The organism is Arthrobacter sp. 4R501 (genome assembly GCF_002929755.1).
GTDB lineage: Bacteria > Actinomycetota > Actinomycetes > Actinomycetales > Micrococcaceae > Arthrobacter.
The window spans coordinates 1-15,332 of the sequence record NZ_PJIW01000012.1 but is presented as its reverse complement, the minus strand read 5'-3'; the positions used below and the strand labels follow the sequence as shown (position 1 = coordinate 15,332).

Sequence of the window (15,332 nt, the reverse complement as noted above, 5' to 3'; positions counted from 1 at the left end):
GCCGGGCGGATTCCGGTTCCGGCGCGCCGCAGGACCTGGTGTTTTCCGCCAGCGACCTGGTGGCCGCCAGCGAATGTGAGTACCGCACGCTCCGCGTCCTGGACGAGAAGCTGGGCCGGACCCCCAAGGCGCAGTTTCCCGACGACGAAATGCAGCGCCGTGCCGGGGCGCTCGGTGACAAGCACGAGGCCAAGGTCCTGGCCGGCCTGATCGCGCAGTATGGCGAGTGGGAGGCCAGCCGCGGCGCTGGCGTGTACTCGATCGAGCGTGGGGAAAACACGCGCGGCGAGCTGCTGGCCAAACACGCCGAAACGGAACTCGCGCTCCGCGTCGGAGCCGACGTCGTCTTCCAGGCAACTTTTTTCGACGGAGAATTCCTGGGCTACGCCGACTTCATCGTCAACGAGGCTGCCGGCACCGGCAATCCTGGACGCTACGAGGTGTGGGACACCAAGCTGGCACGGCACGCCAAGGTGGGCGCACTCCTCCAGCTCGCCGCCTACGGCGATCAGCTCATCGGCATGGGCCTGGACCCATCGTCCCGGGTCACGCTGGTGCTGGGCGCCGTGGTGGACGGCGATTACGTCCGCAGCCACCACTCCCTGCCGGACCTGCTGCCGGTCTTCCGCGAGCGCCGCGACCGCTTCCGCACCCTGACCGCAGCCCACCGCGAGGCCGGTTCGGCGGTGCAGTGGCAACAGCCCGGCGTCGCATACTGCGGGCGGTGCAACTACTGCGCCGAACAGGTCCAGTCCCACCGCGACCTCCTGATGGTGGGCGGCATGACCACCCTCCGGCGGAAGAAACTCATCGCCGATCACATCACCACCATCGACGCACTGGCGGATCTCCCACTCAGCAAGGCCACCGGCTCGGTGGCCCGGCTCCGCGACCAGGCAAGGATGCAGCTGGGCCGGGACGTTCCGGACGGTTCCCGCACCTTCGCCAAGGACGGCGAGGAGCACACCGTCACGTTCAAGGTGCTGCCGGAGAACGCGCTGGCGGAGATCCCGCGACCCAGCCCCGGCGACATCTTCTTCGACTTCGAGGGCGATCCCCTCTGGCAGGACCCCGCCACCGGCAAGTGGGGGCTGGAATACCTGTTCGGCGTCATCGAGGCGCCTGTGCTTGACGGTGACGCTGCTGACGCCCACGCCGCCGACAAGCCCGTGTTCCGGCCCTTCTGGGCACATTCACGCAACGAGGAGCGGCAGGCCTTCCTTGACTTCCTCGGCTATGTCGAAGAGCGCCGCGCCAGGTATCCGGACATGCACGTCTACCACTACGCCGCCTACGAGAAATCGGCGCTGCGGAACCTGTCCGTCACGCACCTCGCCGGCGAGGATATCGTGGACAACTGGCTCCGCGAAGGGGTCCTCGTGGACCTTTACGCCACCGCCCGGCATTCGCTGCGGATCTCCGAGCCGTCCTACTCCATCAAGAAGCTTGAGCCCCTGTACATGGGCAGCAACCTCCGCTCCGGGGACGTCAAGGACGCCGGAGCCTCAGTGGTGGCGTATGCCGGTTACTGCGCCGCCCGGGACGACGGCGACGCCGCCACGGCCGCCCACATCCTGGCCTCCATCTCCGACTACAACGAGTACGACTGCCTCTCCACCCTCCGCCTGCGCGACTGGCTGCTGGGTCTGCGAGGGACGGCTGCCTCACGCGCGGCGGCAACCGGAACTTCCGACGACGGCGGGCGGCCGGCGCCGTCGTCGTCCGTTGCTGCGGCCCCGCCTCCGCTTCCGGAACCCGAGCCAACGCCGGAGGAGCGCCGCCTGCAGGATTACCTGGCCGGGCTCCCGGACAACCGCCCCTGGACCAACGACGAACGGGCCATCGCCATGGTGGCCGCAGCGACGGGGTACCACCGCCGCGAGCGCAAGCAGTTTTGGTGGGAGCACTTCGACCGCACCGAGTCCGAGATCGACCACTGGTCCGAGCGCCGCAACGTGTTTGTGGTGGATACCGCGGAAATACTGACCGACTGGGAGCTCGCAAAGCCCACGGCCCGGATGCGCACCCGCACGCTGAGGCTGACCGGCGTCATGAGCGAAGGGTCGGAGTTCAAGCCCGGGAGCACGTGGTGCCGGCTCTACGATTCCCCGGTCCCTGATGGCCTTCATGATCCGCTGGGAACCCCCACGGGCCGCGGCTTCACCTTTGGCACGCTGGTGACCGCCGTGGAGGACCACCCGCGGGTGGCCGGCCAGACCATGATCACCATCGAAGAGCGGGAAACAGGAAAGGTCCCCGCCTACCCGCATATTCCGGTGGCGCTCACCGAGGACCAGCCCATCCGCACCGCCAGCATCGAAGCCGCCCTGGCCGAGCTGGCCCAGAGTGTCGGCGCCTCGGTCCCGGTCCTTCCGGAACACCCCGGCGTCGACATCCTGCGCAAGGTGCCGCCGCGCTTCCATTCGATGCCGGGTCCCGCCGCCGTCGGCAAGGACGCGGCCGGTGCAGCGGACTACGTCACGGCGATCACCGCCACGCTGCTGGACCTCGATCATTCGTACCTTGCCGTGCAGGGCCCTCCCGGGACGGGCAAGACCTACGTCGGCTCGCATGTCATTGCCCGGCTGGTGGAGCAGGGCTGGAAGATCGGGGTGGTGGGGCAGTCCCACGCAGTGGTGGAGAACATGCTGTGCACCGCGATCGAAACCGCCGGTGTGGATCCGGCGCGTGTGGCGAAGAAGCTGGCCGCCCCGCATCCCGTGCTGTGGCACCGCACCTCAGACGACGACGTCGCCGCGCTGCTCGCCTCCCCCGGCGGCTGCCTGGTAGGCGGCACCGCCTGGACCATGACGGGCAGGTCCGTCCCCGCCGGATCCTTGGACCTGTTGGTCATTGACGAGGCGGGCCAGTTCTCGCTGGCCAACACGCTGGCCGTGGCCCGCGCGGCCAAGCGGCTCCTGCTCCTCGGTGACCCGCAGCAGCTGCCGCAGGTCACGCAGGGCTCGCACCCCGAGCCCGTGGACGAGTCTGCCCTGGGCTGGCTCGCTGCCGGGCACGCCACCCTCCCCGGCGAACTGGGCTACTTCCTGGCGGACAGTTGGCGCATGCACCCGGACCTGTGCCGGGCCGTGTCCGTCCTCAGCTACGACGGAAAACTCGAGGCTGCGCCTGCGGCATCCCTCCGCAGCCTCGCGGAACTGCCGGCCGGGGTGGAAACAGTCTTTGTGGACCACAGCGGGAACACGAAGTCCTCCGCAGAGGAAGCTGCCGAGGTGGTCCGTCAGGCCCAGCGGCACATCGGGCTGAAATGGCTTCCCGGCGACGACAAGCCGGCCAGGCCGCTGAACCCGGAAGACATCCTGGTGGTGGCCGCCTACAACGCCCAGGTCCAGCTGATCCGGCAGGCCCTGCACGACGCCGGGCTGCCGGGTGTCCGGGTGGGCACGGTGGACAAGTTCCAGGGCCAGGAGGCGCCGGTGGTCCTGGTGTCCATGGCCTGCTCCGCGGTTGCCGAGGCTCCGCGCGGGGCCGAATTCCTGCTGAACCGGAACCGGATCAACGTGGCCGTGTCGCGGGGCCAGTGGCGGGCCGTGATCATCCGCTCCCCCGAGCTCACCAATTACATGCCGGCCAAACCGGCCGGCCTCGAGGAACTTGGCGCTTTCATCGGCCTCAGCGCGGGTATCCACAGTGTGCTTACTCACAGCCGCGCAACACTCTGAGAAACCGTGTTCTCACCGCTGAATCAAGGTAAATTCGTGGCGTGACCTCCCAGAGCAACAGACTGCCTGTCGGCGCCCTGATCGTCCTTGCGGCCATCGGCTTCACCGCCATCACCACCGAACTCCTGCCCTCCGGCCTGCTGCCCCAGATCAGCGCCGACTTCCGGGTCTCCGAGGCGACCGCCGGCTACCTGACCGCCGGCTATGCAGCCATCATCGTGGTCACCGTGATCCCTTTATCGCTGCTGCTGTCGCGGGTCCCGCGCCACTACCTGCTCATCGCGCTGATCCTGTTCTTCGCGGCCAGCAACGCCTTGGTGGCCATCGTCTCCGATTTCGGCGCGGCCATGGGTTCACGCGTGGTGGGCGGCATCGCGCACGGCCTGCTGTGGTCTGCCATGGCCCCGTTTGTGGCGCGGATCGTCCCAGCTCACAAAGTGGGCAAGGCACTGGCCATCGTGTTCAGCGGCAACAGCCTGGGACTGGCCATCGGCGCCCCGGTGGGCACCGCCCTGGGTAACATCGTCGGCTGGCGCGCGGCGTTCCTGGTCCTGGCCGCCTCCGGGGTGGTGCTGGCGCTCCTTGCCGTGTGGCTGCTTCCCCCGGTGCGGCGCATCCCCGATGCTCCGCACCCATCCATCCGCAAGGCGATCGGCCAGCCGGGAGTGAAGACTGTCGCCGTTGGCTGGCCGCTGATGCTTATGGCCCATTTCGCCTTGTTCACCTACATTGCGCCGTTCCTGCGCGAGGTCCGGCTGCCCGACTTCAGCATCCCGCTGTCCATCAGTATTCTCGGTGTTGCCGGGCTGGTGGGCATCTGGATCGCTGGCATCACCGTGGATTCCCGTCCGCGGCGCTGGCTCCTGATCACCGTCGCCGGCGTTGTGGTGTCCGTGGCCTTGCTCCCGCTGGTGGGAAGCGTCCTGCCGGTCTTGGCGCTGCCGGTCACGCTGGTCCTGATGCTGGTCTGGGGCACAGGCATCGGCGCGATGGGGATTTACAACCAGTCCGCCATCCTCCGGGCTGGCGGCGAGTATAGGGACGCCGCCAACGGGCTGACTGTACTGACCATCCAGATAGGGATCATGATCGGCGCGATGTTCGGCGCCGCCGCCCTCACCATCGCGGGGCCGCTCCTGATCCCGATCGCCGCCGCAATCCCCGCCGTCGTCGCGTTTGTGCTGATCCTTGCCGGACGGCGGCACGCCTATCCGCCGGGGCCGAAGGAACGCCAGTCCACTTTGGCCAAAGCACCGTCCCCATAGCCTTCAGCACGGCGCCGAAAAAACGTCCCCAAAGTCCACATAGCCCCCATCCCGCGCGGGGCTGGCGGGGAGCCTGTCAGCGGGCCCTCTCAGCGGGCCCGGAAGTCCCGGAACGATCCGTCGGCCGCGGAGATTGACTCCTCCACGCGTTCCACCCGGCCGGGGGCGTTCTCCGACCTCAGCCAGTCCAGGAGCTTTTGGATCTGCTGCCCAGGCCCCTCGGCCACGATGGACACCGAGCCGTCGTCGAGATTCCTCACCACGCCCTTGAGGGCCAGTTCGTCGGCCTTGCCCATCGTCCAGAAACGGAATCCGACCCCCTGCACCACGCCAAAGACGCGGGCAGAGAGCCGGATATCGCCGTTATCCCGGCGCAGATTATCCCGGCCAGGATTATCCCGGCCAGGGTTGTCCCGGCCTGAGTTGTCCCGGTCTGGGATGTCCCGGCCGGAGTCATCGCGGCGCCAGGAAAAACTCATGGCAGTCAGGACTGCTTGACCAGCGCCGCTTCGACGTTGATCTTGACCTTGTCGCTGACCAGCAGGCCGCCGGCTTCCAGGGCGGCATTCCAGGTCAGGCCGAACTCCTTGCGGCTGATGTCGCACTCCGCGGAGAATCCTGCGCGGGTGGCACCAAAGGGGTCCACTGCTACCCCGGTGAACTCGACCTCCAGCTCCACCGGCTTGGTGATTCCGCGGATGGTGAGATCGCCGGTGAGCGTGTAATCCTCGCCGTCGCCCTCCGCCGAGGTGGCCCGGAACGTCATCTCGGGGTACTCCTCCACATCGAAGAAGTCCGCCCCCTTCACGTGCCCGTCGCGGTTGGCGTCGCCGGAATCGAAGCTGGCCGTTTTGACCGTGGCGTGAAGCGAAGCATCGGCGAGGGATGAGCCAACGCGGGCTTCGGCCGAGGCGTCCGTGAATCGTCCGCGGACCTTGCTGATGCCCGCGTGCCGGACAGTGAAGCCAATCTCGCTGTGCGACATGTCCAGGGTCCAGACGCCCGAGGTAAGGCCTGAAGGTAGGGTCACTTTTGCATCTCCTTTGTGGAAACAGTGCTGTGGAAACCGGCCAGGACGACCGGTTTCCACACTGCTTCACTCCGGAGTTTTTGTCCAGATACTGACCCAAAATCCGCCCCCAGATGCCGTTATCTGGACGAAAACTCGGCGGACTGGGCGGGCCCGGTCAGTTGATGGCGATGTCCCGCGTGCGGTGGTCGTAGCGGATGGTGACCGTGCCGCCGTCGTGGTGCAGTTCGTGGTTGGGGCCATCGAATGTGCCGAACGCGCCGTAGTTCTCGTCCCACGAGCGGTTCAGGGCGATCTTGAAGGTGTAAGAGCCGGCGGGCAGGTCGGCACTGATCTTCCACAACTGGTCCAGGGCATCGAGCGTCAGTTGGGCCTCGTCGTACTGTGGGGCCCAGTTTTCCGGCGCACCCAGGATGGTGTTGAAGTCGCCGGCAACCGCCACGGCTTCAGGCTGCGGGAAAGACTCCACAGCAGGCGCCTCTGCCTTTGCCTTGGTCGCAGCCTTAGCTGCAGTTTTGGGCGCTGCCTTGCGCGAGCGGACGGCCTTGACCACGGGCTCCACGGCGTCCTCGATTGCCTTCGCGGCCTTCCCGACGGCGTCGGCGGCCTTCTTCGCGGGAGTCCGCTTTGCCGGGGCCTTCTTGGCGGGAGCCGCCTTGGCTGCGGGTGCCGCTGCGGGTGACGGCGCCGGCGGAATGGCGACGTCGGCAGGAACCGGAGTGCCGGCGTCGAGCGCTGTGGCGAAGGAATCCGCATCGGGGAACGCGACCGTGGCGCGCATGCCGTCATCGGTGATGGTCCAGCCGGAACGGCCCTTGACCAGCCAGCCGGCCTTGACCAACTTGGCCGTGGCGGACGTGAGCGTCTTGTGTCCACGCGGAATGCCACCGCTGAGCAGCGTGGCCTCGTGATCACTGAACGGCACGCGCGCGGTGGCTTCCGCCAGAACCTCGCCGGCATTGAGTGAACCGCCGGACCAGACGCCTTCCGTCAGGACGTGCAGCACGGTCTTGAGTCGGAGGTCGGTGTTATCTGCGATGGACTTGGCCATGATTCCCCTTGCGTAATGCGATCTGTCACTAGGCATCCTGCCAACAGCGTGTTAATCGCGCGACTTGAAATGGTTAACTCTGCGTGTCATGTCCGACTATGACGCGGATTACAGCAGAAGTGAGGCAGGAGTCTCGGCTACGGGGCTGTTTACTCAACCCTGGAGCGCTGATTCCGGGTATCGCCGGACTCTTCCCGGGCGCGCCCGGGCACCAGTGTAGCGAGCAGCAACGTGCAGAGCTACCCGCGGTTCAGTTCGTCCAGAAGCTCTGCTTTTCGCTCCTCGGGGGCGAACGACGAATGGATGGAATTGGCCGCGAGCCGTGACCTGTCGAAGTCTGAAAGGTCAAAAACGGCCTTCAGCTGGGAAAAGTTGTCGTCCACGTACCCACCGAAGTAGGCCGGATCATCCGAGTTCACGGAGACGTTGAGCCCGGCGGCGAGCATGGCCGGCAACGGATGGTCCGCCAAGGTGTCCACGGCCCGCAGCCGGACGTTCGAGAGTGGGCAGACCGTCAGCGGAATCCGGTCCGCCACGAGGCGCTCCACCAGGTCCGGGTCCTCCATGCAGCGGATGCCGTGGTCAATCCGTTCCACTCCCAGGATGTCCAGCGCTTCGATAATGTACGACGGCGGTCCCTCCTCGCCTGCGTGCGCGGTCAGCCGCAGGCCCGCTTCGCGGGCTTTGGCGAACAGCCGCTCGAACTTGGCCGGCGGGTTGCCCACCTCGGCCGAATCCAGGCCGATGGCCGCGATGGGGGCATTCATGGCCAGCAGGCCGTCCAGGACCTCCAGCGCCGATTCCTCGGACTGGTCCCGCAGGAATGCGGCAATCAGCAGGGTGGACATGCCGAAGTCCTCCTGGGAGGTGGCCAGGGCGGAGGCCACGCCGTTGACGCAGGTTTCCAGGCTGACGCCGCGGGACAGGTGGGCCTGCGGGTCCATCATGATCTCCGCGTGCCGGACCCCCGCTGCGGCGGCGCGGGCGAGGTAGGCGCGGGTCATATCGGCGAAGTCCCGCTCGGTCTGCAGCACCGCCATGTTGGCGTAGTACAGGTCCAGGAAAGACTGCAGGTCCGTGAACTCGTACAGTCCCCGGAGCTCCTCCAGGCCGGAGTACGGGAGGGTGATGCCGTTGCGTTCGGCCAGTTCGAGGATCAGTTCCGGCTGCAGAGTGCCCTCAATGTGCAGATGCAGCTCCGCGACGGGGAGGATCCTGACAGCCGCTTCGGTTTCGGGCAGGTCCGACTCCGAAGGTTCCGTCCCGGGGAGTTCCGTGGCTGGCAGTTCCGTGGCTGGAAGTCCCGTCCCTGGAAGTCCCGTCACGGGCACTTCCGTGGCTGGCAGTCCCGTCTGTGGCAGCGGATCGGCGGCGGTGTCCCGGTTGTTGTCCATCGGGTCAGGATATCGCCCGCCGGCCGGTTCGCGGCTAGAGTCGGATCGATGCGGAACCCTAAACAGGCTGACGATCTTTCCCTTCCCGCTCCCGGCCATCTGGCGGACGGCTTCGTCCGGGTCCGGGGCGCGCGGGAGAACAACTTGCGGAACGTGGACGTGGATGTGCCCCGCGACGCCATTGTGGCTTTTACAGGGGTGTCCGGCTCGGGGAAGTCCTCCCTCGCTTTCGGCACTATCTACGCCGAAGCCCAGCGCCGGTACTTCGAATCCGTGGCCCCGTACGCGCGGCGCCTCATCCAGCAGGGCCACAATCCCAAGGTGGAGATGATCTCCGGGCTGCCACCCGCCGTCGCGCTTCAACAGCGCCGCGGCGCGCCCAGCAGCCGCTCCACCGTGGGCACGGTGACCACGCTCTCCAATTCGCTCCGCATGCTGTTTTCGAGGGCCGGCACTTACCCGCCAGGCGCCGAGCAGTTGGACTCCGACGCGTTTTCGCCGAATACGGCGGCCGGTGCCTGCCCTGAATGCCACGGGCTGGGGGTCGCGCACACCGTCAGCGAGGAATCCCTTGTCCCGGACGCGGCGTTGACCATCCGGGAAGGTGCCATCGCGGCGTGGCCCGGTGCCTGGCAGGGCAAGAACCTCCGCGACATCCTCAGCCACCTCGGCTACGACGTGGACGTGCCCTGGCGGAAGCTGCCCAGGAAGCAGCGCGACTGGATCCTGTTCACGGACGAACAGCCCGTTGTGGAAGTCACGCCCGAGCGGGACCGCGTGGCCAAGCCGTACAAAGGTCGTTTCTGGAGCGCCAAAAGCTACGTCCTGCACACCCTGGCGGACTCCCAAAGCGCCGCCATGCGCGAGCGCGTCCTGGCGTTTATGGAGTCCGGCCCGTGTCCGCGCTGCGGCGGCACCGGACTCCGGCCCGAAGCACTCGCGGTCTCCTTCGGCGGCCGCAACATCGCCGACCTCAACGCCACACCGATGGCGGAGCTCGCCGAAATCATCCGGCCCACCGCCGGGCTCAAGGAAGCCGGAACCGCGTCGCGCCGGCAGTCCTCCGGCGAGGAAAACGAGGTGGCAGTGGCCATCACCGCCGACCTCCTGCAGCGCATCACCGTGCTCCTGGATCTGGGCCTCGGATACCTGGCGCTGGGCCGCGTCACCCCCACCCTCTCCCCCGGCGAGATGCAGCGGCTCCGGATCGCCACCCAGCTCAGGTCGGGACTGTTCGGCGTGATCTATGTGCTCGACGAACCGTCCGCCGGCCTCCATCCGGCCGACGCCGAACCGCTCCTGGCGGTCCTGGACCAGCTCAAGGCCTCCGGCAACTCGGTGTTTGTGGTGGAACACAACATGGACGTGGTCCGCCGGGCCGACTGGCTGGTGGACGTGGGTCCGCGCGCCGGAGAAGGCGGCGGCGAGGTCCTCTACAGCGGGCCGGTTGCCGGGCTCGCGGCCATCGAGGCGTCGGTCACCCGGCCCTTCCTGTTCGACGACGGCGGGACTTCCGACGGCGGGTCCAGCGGGCCCGACGGCGGGACGTCCGACGGCGGCGAGGCACCTCGTGCAGGCACCGCGCCTCGCACCGGTCAGGTCCGGGAGCCCGACGGCTGGCTGGAGCTCGTTGGGATCAGCCGGCACAACCTCAAGGACCTGGATGCGCGGTTCCCGCTGGGCGTCCTCACCGCAGTCACGGGGGTTTCCGGCTCCGGCAAGTCCACCCTGGTGACGCATGTCCTCGGCGAAGTTGTGGGATCCGGGCTGAAGAACCACCAGGCTCCGCAGCTATCCGAACCTGATGATGCGGCCCCGGCCACGGCGTTGTCTGTGGGACCGGTCAGCGGCGCGGAACGGATCGACAGGCTGGTCACGGTGGACCAGAAACCCATCGGGCGAACCCCCCGCTCCAACCTCGCTACCTACACTGGCCTGTTCGACGCGGTGCGCAAGGAATTCGCGGCCACGGAGCAGGCCAGGGCACGCGCGTTCGGTGCCGGGCGGTTCTCCTTCAACGTGGCAGGGGGCCGTTGCGAAACCTGCCAGGGCGAAGGCTTTGTGGCGGTTGAACTGCTCTTCCTCCCGGGCAGCTACGGGCCGTGCCCTGAGTGCGACGGGTCCCGCTACAACCCCGAGACCTTGGAGGTGACGTACCGGGGCAAGAATGTGGCGGAAGTGTTGCGCATGACGGTGGATGCGGCCACTACGTTCCTGGTCGACATCCCGGCCGCGGCCCGCAGCCTGAAGAGCCTCGGGGATGTGGGCCTGGGCTACCTCCGGCTGGGCCAGCCAGCCACGGAGCTTTCCGGCGGCGAGGCCCAGCGCATCAAGCTGGCCACCGAACTGCAGCGTGCCCAGCGGGGACATACCCTCTACCTCCTGGACGAGCCCACCACCGGGCTCCACCCCGCCGACGTCGAACTCCTGATGGCCCAACTCCACGGCCTGGTGGACAGCGGCAACACCGTGGTGGTGGTGGAACACGAAATGGCTGTTGTGGCGGCGGCCGACTGGGTCATTGATCTGGGCCCCTCTGGTGGGGACGCAGGCGGCCGGATCGTCGCCGCCGGAACCGCCGCCAGCGTCGCCCGTTCCCGGCACAGCCGCACCGCGCCCTACCTGGCGGCTGCGATGCCCCAGCTCGTCACCAGCTGACCACAGGAATCATCTCGGTTTGATAACGGACCGGCGATGTCCTAGCGTGAAACGTAAGCCCGCCAAGCGGGCGACATGAATGCCCGGTGCTGCCTCCACCAGAACTGCCCGGCCGGCAGACACCGAAAATTGACCTCTATATCGTCAGGGGCGGGCAGTGGCGCAATAACCTCCGGGGACGGACCGAGCGCTGGTGGCCTTCAGGAGCATCACACCATGAACAACACCACCATTCGTACTGCCGCACGCCGTGGAGTAGCCGTCGCCGCCATTTCCGCGGCCGGCCTTGCACTCTCCGTCACTGCAGCAAACGCGGCCACCGACGGCGCAACCTGGGATTCACTGGCGCAGTGTGAAAGCGGCGGAAACTGGGCCACAAATACCGGCAACGGGTACTCGGGCGGCCTGCAGTTCAGCGCCAGCACGTGGGCTGCCTACGGCGGCACCGGTTCCGCGGCCGACGCCAGCCGCGAGCAGCAGATCGCCGTGGCCGAACAGATCCAGGCATCGCAGGGCTGGGGAGCGTGGCCGTCCTGCGCCGCGGAGCTTGGCCTGAGCGGCGGAGGGGGCACGACGGCGGTGACTCCCCAGAGCGCGCCGGTCCAGAGTGCGCCGGTCCAGGCGCCTGTGGAGAGCGTGCCGGTCGAGGCACCTGTGGTGCAGGCACCAGCTCTGCAGACACCAGCCGTGCCGGCCGCAACGGATGCCGTGACGGCTCCGCAGCATGCCGCGCCCGTGGAACTGAGTGGCGAGACCTACACGCTGGAGCCCGGCGACACCCTGAGCACCGTCGCCGACAAGCTGGGCGTTGAGGGCGGCTGGCAGAGCCTGGCGGACGCCAACCTGGACACCATTGCCAACCCGGACCTCGTATTCTCCGGGCAGGTCCTCCAGCTTCCCGCCTAAGCTTCAACACTTTCCGCGGGAACCGCCCCTTTCCCCAGGAACGACGGCCCGCGGAAACAACAAAAGCCCGGCAGCAACAACCCCGGGAAACAACGACGCCGGAGGGCCCCTCGCTGGGGAGCTCCGGCGTCGTCCGTTGTTGCGTTCTTAATGGCTGGCGGGGACCTGATCTTCCTGCCGTCCGCGATCCTTCGCGCTTAGGCTGCTGCCTTGGTCGCGGACGGAATCTCGCGGATGATGCGGACCTTCCACGCGGCGTCATCGCTGGTGTCCAGCAGGGCCACCGTGCCGTGGGCGAGGTTCAGTGCCACACGCTTGGCCGCCAGCAGTTCAAGGTAGAGGTGCTCGTTCATGCGGCTGGGGGTGTCGATCATGTACTTCACGGCGTCGCGGACCTTGCGGTAGTTGGCGCTCTTCTCGCGGTGCAGGTGGAGTTCCAGCATCTGGCGCTGGCGCACTTTGGGCTCGTGCTTGTTGAGCCAGGAGACGGCGAGGTGCACACCGATCACCAACGCGAGGGAGACGGCGTAGATCCACCAGCCGCTGGACATCAGGAAAAGGGGCAGGTTGCCGATGGCCACGAGCGCGATCACGATCCGCAGCGCGACGATCCGGCGAAGGGTCAGGGCCACTGAGGCCATGGCCGCACGAAAGCCGTGCTGCTCGTGTCGTGCCGCGGCGGGGTCAAGAGTAAATTCATCAAGGACCAGGATGCCCTTGGCCTCCGGATCAAGCATCTGCCCAAATTTGGGCACAAACAGCTGCGTTGAACCGGCGGTCACTTCAGGTGAAATTGTCATGAGGGGGCTTCCGGGACGGTGGGGCGTTTCGGTGATCTTAGTGGTTAGCGGCACCCACTGTATGTATCGGTCCACTATGTGAACTATTCCGTTGCCCTGTCGCAGTTGAGGGGCGCTGCCAGGGATCCCGCGCGTGTGGCGCCGGGCACTGCAATTGGCACATCCGCCGCATGCCGTCAGACTGAAGGGATGCAAACCTTCCTTCCGTATCCCGATTTCCGGCAGAGCGCCGCAGCACTGGACACCGCCAGGCTTGGCAAGCAGCGTGTCGAGGCGCTGCAAACCCTCCGGGCTCTGGTGATTCCCGAGTACGGCTGGCTGGACCATCCCGCCGTCCGCATGTGGATGGGCCACGTTCCGGCGCTGACCATGTACGGCCTGGCGATGGTGGACGAATGGACCAACCGCGGCCATGAAGACAACACGCGCGCCAACATCACCGAGTTCGCGCCCCAGGCAGCACACCCGGACTACGCGGCCAAGATCCCGCTGCCGGAGTGGCTCGGAAACCCTGATTTCCACCTGAGCCACCGCGCCAAGCTGCTCCGCAAGGAACCGAAGTTCTACAAGACGGTGTTCCCGGACGCCGACCTGGACCTGGATTTCATCTGGCCTGAGCCCAAGCACGAGTTCTATCCGGCAGAACCCGAGGGCGATATCCTCTGGATCCTCCGCGACCCGCACACCGAAATCGATCCGCAGACGCTGGATACCGTGGCGCTGCCGCCGATACGCCGCGGCGGCGCTGTTGCGCCCTCCACCCCTGAGGACGGCTACTCCCCCGTTTACGTCGACGACGGCTCCCGCCGTCCGTCCAAGCAGCCCCGCAAGCTGCCGCCCAAGCAGCTCGTGAAGAAGCCAACCCGGAAGCGCCAGGCGCAGGAGGAAGCGTTCGCCACCCTCCCCGGCAAGACCGCCGTCGCGGTTTCGTTTGAGGACGGCAAAAAGTTCGCCGTCGGGCATGTGCTGGGCCGTCCCATCACGCTCGCCGACGGCCGGTTCGGCCGCACGTTCACCGTCACCGAGGTGATCGACCGGTCCGCCTTCGATTACCCCGCACTCCTGCAGGACCCCCGGGTGTTCTTCCCGGTTCCCGCTCCCTGAGCCTGTGACCATCCTCCTGGCCGGCTGCGGCGATCTGGGCGCTGAAGCGGGCCTGCGCTTCGCCGCGGCAGGGCACCGCGTGGTGGGCTGGCGACGTTCGCCCGAAAAACTGCCCTCTGCGATCGAAGGTGTGGCGGCGGACCTGGGCTCTCCGGACCTGCCTGCGGTCCCGACGGACACCACCGCCGTTGTCGTGGCCGTTGCCGCCGACTCAGCCACGGAAGCGGCCTACCGTGCCGCCTACGTGGACGGGCTGGCGCACGTCCTGGACGCCCTGGAGCGCGACGGCGTGACGCCGCGGCGGGTGCTTTTTGTGTCCTCCACCGCTGTCTACGGGGACGCCGGCGGTGGCTGGGTTGATGAGAGTACGACGGCGGCTCCTGGCGGTTTCTCGGGACGTATCCTCCTCGAAGCGGAGGAACTCCTGGTTTCGCGGCTGCGCGGCACTGGTAGCTCGCCTGTTGTGCTGCGACTTGGCGGGATCTACGGTCCGGGCCGGACGCGGCTGATTGACCAGGTCCGCAGCGGGAATGCCGTGGTTCCCGATGAACCACGCTTTACCAACCGGATCCACCGGGACGACGCCGCTGCGGCGATCGTCCAGTTGGCCACCATGGAAACTATGCCTGCGCCGGTATATGTCGGTGTGGACAACTCTCCCGCTGAACTTGGGGATGTACTGCGGTTCCTGGCCTTGGAAATGGGCTATCCGGAACCGCCCATCGGACCAGCAGGCGAGGCCCGCGGCGGCAATAAACGCTGCAGCAACGCTTTGCTCCGCGGGACCGGGCTCGAGTTCACCTACCCGACGTTCCGGGAAGGGTACCGGGCAGTTCTGGCGCGCACCGCAGTCCGCCACCCATAGCTTCAGGGCGCGAACAGACATTTGAGGCCCACAACGTCAGCGACGACCCGCGCGAACGGACACTTCGGACCCCACCATTCACGCGAACGGACGCTTCGGACCCCACCATTCACGCGAACGGACACTTAGGCTCCACTCCGCGCGAGGGGACAGCTGTGGCCCTGAACTGCCGCGGCGGCTGGAGGCACGGATCGTTTCTTCGCGGAGTTATGCACATAGCCGTTTAGCCTCGCCGTTATTGTCAGACCCTCGCGGGATGATTTGAGTATGGATAGCAGAGCAGCTGTGGCGGCGGCGGAGGCCCTTTCGGTGTCTTTCGCTGAGCTTGCTTCTGCGCTCCGGGACGGGACCGATTCCGGCTGTTCCGGGGAGGCTGATCCTATGCGCCGGGTGGCGGATGGTTTCCTGGACGGGCTGGCCGAGATCTCACGGCTGGACGCCAAAAGTGCCGCCCTGAAGGCCTGGCTGGCCGCCGGTTACAACAGCGCTGCAGAGGCTCTGGCGGGCCCTGCAACGTCGCCCGAGGACCATACCGGGCAGGAGATGGCCATGGTCGCGGAGGTCGCGTGTGCCCTG

The 15,332-nt window shown here is 67.1% G+C and carries 11 protein-coding genes and 1 pseudogene; 7 read left to right on the top strand and 5 right to left on the bottom strand.

What is annotated here, in order from left to right; translation table 11 throughout:
- Positions 1 to 38 precede the first annotated feature (38 nt).
- Positions 39 to 3,683 (top strand): TM0106 family RecB-like putative nuclease, encoded by a 3,645-nt coding sequence (locus CXR02_RS13090; RefSeq protein WP_258060962.1) that lies wholly within the window; start codon positions 39 to 41, stop codon positions 3,681 to 3,683.
- Positions 3,684 to 3,715: 32 nt separating this feature from the next.
- On the top strand, positions 3,716 to 4,948 hold the full coding sequence (locus tag CXR02_RS13085) for an MFS transporter (protein ID WP_104062407.1): 1,233 nt from the start codon (positions 3,716 to 3,718) through the stop codon (positions 4,946 to 4,948).
- A gap of 89 nt (positions 4,949 to 5,037) precedes the next feature.
- Here the strand turns inward: CXR02_RS13085 and CXR02_RS13080 are convergent, their stop codons facing one another.
- The 4 genes from CXR02_RS13080 to CXR02_RS13065 form a co-directional block, all read right to left on the bottom strand.
- A complete protein-coding gene (locus CXR02_RS13080; protein ID WP_258060961.1) occupies positions 5,038 to 5,325 on the bottom strand; it encodes an acylphosphatase in 288 nt (95 codons plus the stop codon).
- Between the two features lie 107 nt (positions 5,326 to 5,432).
- Positions 5,433 to 5,978 carry a YceI family protein gene (locus CXR02_RS13075; protein ID WP_104062405.1) on the bottom strand — a complete coding sequence of 182 codons (546 nt, stop codon included), beginning with the start codon at positions 5,976 to 5,978 and terminating at the stop codon, positions 5,433 to 5,435.
- Positions 5,979 to 6,135: 157 nt separating this feature from the next.
- Entirely contained in the window at positions 6,136 to 7,029 is an 894-nt protein-coding gene (locus tag CXR02_RS13070) for a glycosidase (protein WP_104062404.1), read from the bottom strand.
- A 239-nt stretch (positions 7,030 to 7,268) separates the two neighbouring features.
- On the bottom strand, positions 7,269 to 8,423 hold the full coding sequence (locus tag CXR02_RS13065; protein ID WP_258060952.1) for an adenosine deaminase: 1,155 nt from the start codon (positions 8,421 to 8,423) through the stop codon (positions 7,269 to 7,271).
- Between the two features lie 48 nt (positions 8,424 to 8,471).
- Here CXR02_RS13065 and CXR02_RS13060 point away from each other — a divergent pair, with 48 nt between their 5' ends.
- Together CXR02_RS13060 and CXR02_RS13055 are read left to right on the top strand one after the other, a co-directional pair.
- Positions 8,472 to 11,081, top strand: a complete 2,610-nt coding sequence (locus CXR02_RS13060; RefSeq protein WP_104062403.1) for an excinuclease ABC subunit UvrA — start codon at positions 8,472 to 8,474, stop codon at positions 11,079 to 11,081.
- A gap of 216 nt (positions 11,082 to 11,297) precedes the next feature.
- The gene (locus CXR02_RS13055; RefSeq protein WP_104062402.1) at positions 11,298 to 11,987 is read left to right on the top strand and encodes a transglycosylase family protein; all 690 of its coding nucleotides are present in this window, start codon (positions 11,298 to 11,300) and stop codon (positions 11,985 to 11,987) included.
- Between the two features lie 197 nt (positions 11,988 to 12,184).
- Here the strand turns inward: CXR02_RS13055 and CXR02_RS13050 are convergent, their stop codons facing one another.
- Positions 12,185 to 12,787 carry a hypothetical protein gene (locus CXR02_RS13050; protein WP_104062401.1) on the bottom strand — a complete coding sequence of 201 codons (603 nt, stop codon included), beginning with the start codon at positions 12,785 to 12,787 and terminating at the stop codon, positions 12,185 to 12,187.
- Positions 12,788 to 12,976: 189 nt separating this feature from the next.
- Here CXR02_RS13050 and CXR02_RS13045 point away from each other — a divergent pair, with 189 nt between their 5' ends.
- The 3 genes and pseudogenes from CXR02_RS13045 to CXR02_RS13035 form a co-directional block, all read left to right on the top strand.
- Positions 12,977 to 13,891: an MSMEG_6728 family protein gene (locus CXR02_RS13045; RefSeq protein WP_104062400.1), complete on the top strand. Its 915-nt coding sequence runs from the start codon at positions 12,977 to 12,979 to the stop codon at positions 13,889 to 13,891.
- 4 nt (positions 13,892 to 13,895) lie between these two features.
- A complete protein-coding gene (locus CXR02_RS13040) occupies positions 13,896 to 14,756 on the top strand; it encodes an NAD-dependent epimerase/dehydratase family protein (RefSeq protein ID WP_104062399.1) in 861 nt (286 codons plus the stop codon).
- Positions 14,757 to 15,023: 267 nt separating this feature from the next.
- Positions 15,024 to 15,332, top strand: a pseudogene (locus tag CXR02_RS13035) (endonuclease); the annotation flags it as partial.